Source organism: Flavobacterium sp. UBA4854 (genome assembly GCF_002399805.1).
In the GTDB taxonomy this organism is placed as follows: Bacteria; Bacteroidota; Bacteroidia; order Flavobacteriales; family Flavobacteriaceae; genus Flavobacterium; species Flavobacterium ginsengisoli.
Genome location: NZ_DHEI01000007.1, coordinates 1 through 5,290 on the forward strand (window position 1 = coordinate 1; position 5,290 = coordinate 5,290).

Genomic DNA, 5,290 nt, shown 5'->3' on the forward strand with positions numbered 1-5,290 from the left:
AAAAATCGCAACTACATTCATTTTTTTTAATTGTAAATTGTTAATTATCAATTGTCAATTTATAATTAACAATTAATAATTTATAATTATAAGCCTGTTGCCATTGTTTTTAAACCTCTCTCGCCAACTAGGTTTTCTCTAACCTGAAGTGAACGATATAATCCTACCGGATTTAATGCCGCTCCAGAACGAAGACGAGCTTCTGCCACTAATGCGCGAACATCTGTACGGAATGCGTTTTGAAGAATTTCTTGTGCTTTTACCACATCATTTTCTTCTTGTGCTTGTTCCAATGCTTTTCTGTCTACAGAAAGTGCTTGTGCGTAAGCAATCATAATCGCTTCAACAGATTGCAATAAATCTTCTAACGGATCTTTGATATTGTGAGAAGCATCGATCATCCAGCCTAAATCTTTGGCGTGATTCATTCCTCTTGCATCCATTCCTTCAACCAATTCATTAAAAATTAAGAATAATTGATATGGTTTTAAAGCTCCTGCTGTTAAATCGTCGTCGCCGTATTTTGAGTCGTTAAAGTGGAATCCGCCTAATTTGTTTTCCATCAATAATAAAGAAACGATTTGCTCGATATTGGCATTTGGAAGGTGGTGCCCTAAATCTACTAAAGTCTGCGCTTTGTCGCCTAACTTTTTAACATACGAATAAGACTGCCCCCAATCTGCTACAGTCGTAGAATAAAAGTTAGGCTCAGCACATTTATATTCTAAAAATAATTTCCAGTTTGAAGGTAATGCATCGTAGATTTCCTCTAAACTTTCTAATGTATTTTGATATGCTTTTCTGAAGTTTAATTGCCCTGGAAAGTTAGAACCATCTGCCAGCCAAATTGTTAAAGACTCAGAACCTAATTCGATCCCGTGTTTAATAACTTCAATATTATGGGAAATTGCTTGTTTGCGAACTGCTTTGTTTACGTTTTGTAAAGAACCGTATTTATAAGTGTGCTCAGAACTTGCTTGATCTTGAAACGTATTCGAATTCATCGCATCAAACTTCAATCCGTGCTGATTTGCTAGTGTTTTGATTGCTTTGTAATCTGTCGGGATATCCCATGGAATATGAAGTGAAATCGCACCAGAAGCATTATTTAATTTGTGAAGCAAACCAACATCTTCAATTTTTTCTTCTAATGAACGAGGTTCCCCTCCACCAGCGAAACGTCCGAATCTTGTTCCTCCTGTACCTAAAGCCCAAGATGGGATTGCAATTTGAAAGTCGATTAATTTTTGAATAATCGCTTCTGTATCATTTATTTCTGATGCTGTAAAAACTAATTTATTTTGGTGTTTTTTTAACAAATCTTCGTTATGAGATTCGATGTGGTTTGATCCGATTAACATAGTTATTGATATTTTAATAGAGTTTACAAGATATAAATTTTATACGTTTAGTATATTTTTTTAACACATAACATCACTGTTTTAGTGCGGAAATTTTAGACGCTGATTTTACGGATTCGCTATCGCGAAGACGCAGAAAAAAACAGATTTTTAAAAAAGGTAATTAAAAAAAATCTGTGTCAATCGGCGTTTTCGCGATAGCGAATCTGTGTCATCCGCGTTCTATGATTTCCATGTGTTTACTATTTTCAACTTAAAAATTTTATAGCAACTAAACTCTGGTTGTACTTCACTTTTTTGTTAAGTTTTCTTTGTTAAAGCGAATTGTTATATGCTAAAAAAATCTAACGTTCGAAAGACTTCGAACGCTAGACCACAAAAAACCACTTTTGCTTAAACAAACTTATATAAAAAACCTAAACAATCTTTATCTATAAAAGCCCATGGCTACGCCACCGTCTACGTTCAATGCGTTTCCTGTAGATTTACCAAGTAAACCTCCAACAAAAGCATAACAAGCGTTAGCAATATCATCTGGCAATATGATTTCATTTAACAACGTACGTTTTGCATAGTAAGCCGGAAGTTCTTCAACTGTAATTCCGTATGCTTTTGCACGACCTTCTGCCCATCCTCCAGACCAAATGTTTGAATCTGAAATTACAGCATCAGGATTTACTGTATTTACACGAATTTTGTCAGCTCCAAGTTCTGCAGCCATTAAACGTGTTAAGTGCGCTTGAGCAGCTTTAGCCGAACCATAACCTGGGTTATTTGGACCAGCAACAACAGCATTTTTAGAAACGATATTTACAATATCTCCTCCAAAACCTTGTTTGCGCATTACTTCGATTCCGGCTTTAGAAACAATAAATTGTCCTTTAACCAAAATATCGTATAATCTATCCCACTCTTCTAAAGTGTGTTCTGCGATAGATTTTGAGATACTGATTCCTGCATTATTCACCACAATGTCAACACCTCCAAAAGCTAAACACGCTTCGTCTAATGCTTTTTCTGTGCTTACTTCATCAGTAACATTCAATAAAGTGCTAGAAACGGCATCTTTTCCAAATGATTTGATGAACTCAGCAGTTGCACCTTCTAGACGCTCCTCATTAATATCATTAATTACTACACAAGCACCTTCTTGAGCAAATTTTTTAGCGATAGCTTTACCAATTCCGCCCGCAGAACCTGTAATTAAAGCTACTCTTCCAGATAATGCTTTTGGTTTTGGCATACGCTGTAATTTTGCTTCTTCCAATAACCAATATTCAATATCAAAAGCTTCTTGGTGCGGCAAAGAAGTATATTCAGAAACTGCTTCAGCTCCTTTCATTACGTTTACTGCATTGATATAATATTCAGATGCCAAACGTGCCATTGTTTTATCTTTAGCAAAAGTGAACATACCAACTCCTGGATATAAAATAACCACTGGGTTCGGGTCACGCATTGCAGGTGAATTTGATTTTTTACATGCATTGTAATAGTCTTTGTACATTGCACGATATGCTTCAAATGCTGTTGCTAATTTTGCTTTTACAGCTGCAACATCAGATAAGTCTTCGTTTGGATCTAATTCTAAAACCAAAGGACTGATTTTAGTTCTCAAGAAGTGATCTGGGCATGAAGTTCCTAATGGAGCTAATTTTGCTAGATCATTAGAATTAATGAATTCTAAAACTCTTACATCGTCTGTATAATGACCAATCATCTGACGTTCTGATGAACAGAAACCTCTTAAAATCGGAGCTACTTTTGCTGCTTTTAATTTACGATCTGCTTCTGGAAGACTGTCGATTTTTTTACCGCCAAAAACTGGACGTGTTTTTCCGTAATTATCTTCCAAGTAAGAAGCACATTTCTCGATTACTTCCAGCGTATTGATATAACTATCAAACGCAGTATCTCCCCAAGTAAATAAACCATGAGAACCTAACATGATTCCACGTAGTTTTTTACCGTTTTTTTCTGCTTCCTCTAGACAAGCTCTCAACTGAAGACCAAGATCAAATCCTGGACGCTGCCAACCTACCCAACCGATTTCTCCGTTAAATAATTCTTCTGTGATTTTCTTTCCATCTTTCGCTGCAGCGATAGCAATTGCCGCATCTGGATGTAAGTGATCAATATGTTTGAATGGAAGAAAACCATGTAAAGGTGTATCGATAGAAGGCGCTTTTGAAGCTAAATCGAAAATACAGTGGTTGAATAATTCTACCATTTCGTCTTCAAACTCAATGCCTCTGTAAACATTTTCAAGGTTACGAAGTCTATCTAAATACAAAGCCGCACAACCAGATTTTGTCAACGTTCCGATATCACCGCCAGAACCTTTAATCCACATTACTTCAGAAGATTCTCCCGTAAGAGGATCTTTGTCTGTAATTTTAACAGAAGTGTTTCCACCGCCGTAGTTGGTTAATCTTAAATCAGCTCCTAACAAGTTAGAACGATAAATAAAAAGCGCTACTTCATCACCTGCTAATTCTGCTGCCTTAGCTTCATCCCAAAGGTAGCTTACATGCTTAAAATTCATATTATTAATTGTGTTTGTATTCGACATATAGTATTTAAAATTATTTCTTGAATTATTTTTATAATGAGTTACCAATTCCTACCAAAACGATTGCAAGCATAATAAGCCCAATTCCCCAAAAAAAAGTTCTCATTGTTTTTTTAGAAACTCCTTTCCATTCTTTCAAGTAAAATCCCCAAAAGTTTGCTGTTAGAATAATGGTCGCCATATGTAAAATCCACGAACTGGCACCATTTCCCAATTTACTTTCCCCCATTCCGTAAAAGAAAAACTGTAAAAACCACATGGTTCCAGCAAGAGCAGAAAACAAAACGTTTTTTGTTATTGGAGTAGATTTATCAGTATAATTTTTGATTGATTTATTTTTAAAATTCAAATAAAGGCACCAGATAAAATTGGTCGTTAATCCTCCCCAAAGCAAGACAACATAAGTCACATTGTTTTGGAACAACGGATTTGCTCCATTTATTAAAGCCTGTTCTGCCATTGGCTTTCCGGCTTCGATTCCGTAATTAAAAAATGAACTTAAAATTCCTGAAATCACCGCTACAATCAAACCTTTTACCAGATTGAAGTCTTTATCCTTATCTTCATGGCCTGTTGCAAAATCCTTTTCTTTCAGCATTCCTGCTTTTCCAGAAATAGCAATTCCAACTAGATATACTACAACACCTAATAAAACCAACTGTCCGCCAGAATTAGAAAGCATATGAGAGAATGAAATTTTTCCTTCTGTTGGAACAAAATCATAATAAATTGAAGGAACTAAAGCTCCAAATGCAGAACAAAACCCTAATGTGATTGAGTTTCCTAAAGACATTCCTAAATAGCGAACGCCTAAACCATAAGTTAAACCACCAATTCCCCAAACAAGTCCCATTGAAAATGTAAACGTTTTTATTGATGGAGAAGCTGCAGCTATAATTTCACCAAAATGCGGAATCGTTAAGTAAGCGGCAATTGGCGGAACAATCAGCCAAGAGAAAAATCCTCCTACTAGCCAATAGCTTTCCCAAGCCCAGTCCTTTACTTTTTTAAAAGGCATATAAAAACTACCTGAAGAAAATCCTCCGATAGAATGAAAAATGATTCCTAATAATGATTCCATTTAATAAATTTTAGTTTTTGGTTTGTTAGATAGTGATTTGGTTTTGTAAAATAAGAGAATGTCAAAAACAAAACTGTCCTGTACTATCCTTTACGTATTTTATATTTTTTGTTAAAACTAAAGAATATTAGAAATAACAATCTGTAATTATTGGGTAAATAAATTTAAAATAGCTACTTTAGCAATCGATTTCGTAATTATTGATTCCTCATTCGGGTTAAAATTTATAAATTATAAAAAAAAGATTACAAGCCTTGTCAAATTCTCTTTTTCTTG

3 protein-coding genes are annotated in these 5,290 nt (G+C 35.0%); all 3 read right to left on the reverse strand.

Translation table 11 applies throughout. The annotated features are described in order from the left end of the window. Nucleotides 1-86: 86 nt before the first annotated feature. The gene (locus B3J44_RS00660; protein WP_286964939.1) at nucleotides 87-1,361 is read right to left on the reverse strand and encodes a TIM barrel protein; all 1,275 of its coding nucleotides are present in this window, start codon (nucleotides 1,359-1,361) and stop codon (nucleotides 87-89) included. A 427-nt stretch (nucleotides 1,362-1,788) separates the two neighbouring features. After that, nucleotides 1,789-3,933 carry a bifunctional aldolase/short-chain dehydrogenase gene (locus tag B3J44_RS00665; RefSeq protein ID WP_286964941.1) on the reverse strand — a complete coding sequence of 715 codons (2,145 nt, stop codon included), beginning with the start codon at nucleotides 3,931-3,933 and terminating at the stop codon, nucleotides 1,789-1,791. A 31-nt stretch (nucleotides 3,934-3,964) separates the two neighbouring features. Beyond that, the gene (gene rhaT, locus B3J44_RS00670; protein ID WP_286964944.1) at nucleotides 3,965-5,014 is read right to left on the reverse strand and encodes an L-rhamnose/proton symporter RhaT; all 1,050 of its coding nucleotides are present in this window, start codon (nucleotides 5,012-5,014) and stop codon (nucleotides 3,965-3,967) included. Nucleotides 5,015-5,290 lie beyond the last annotated feature (276 nt).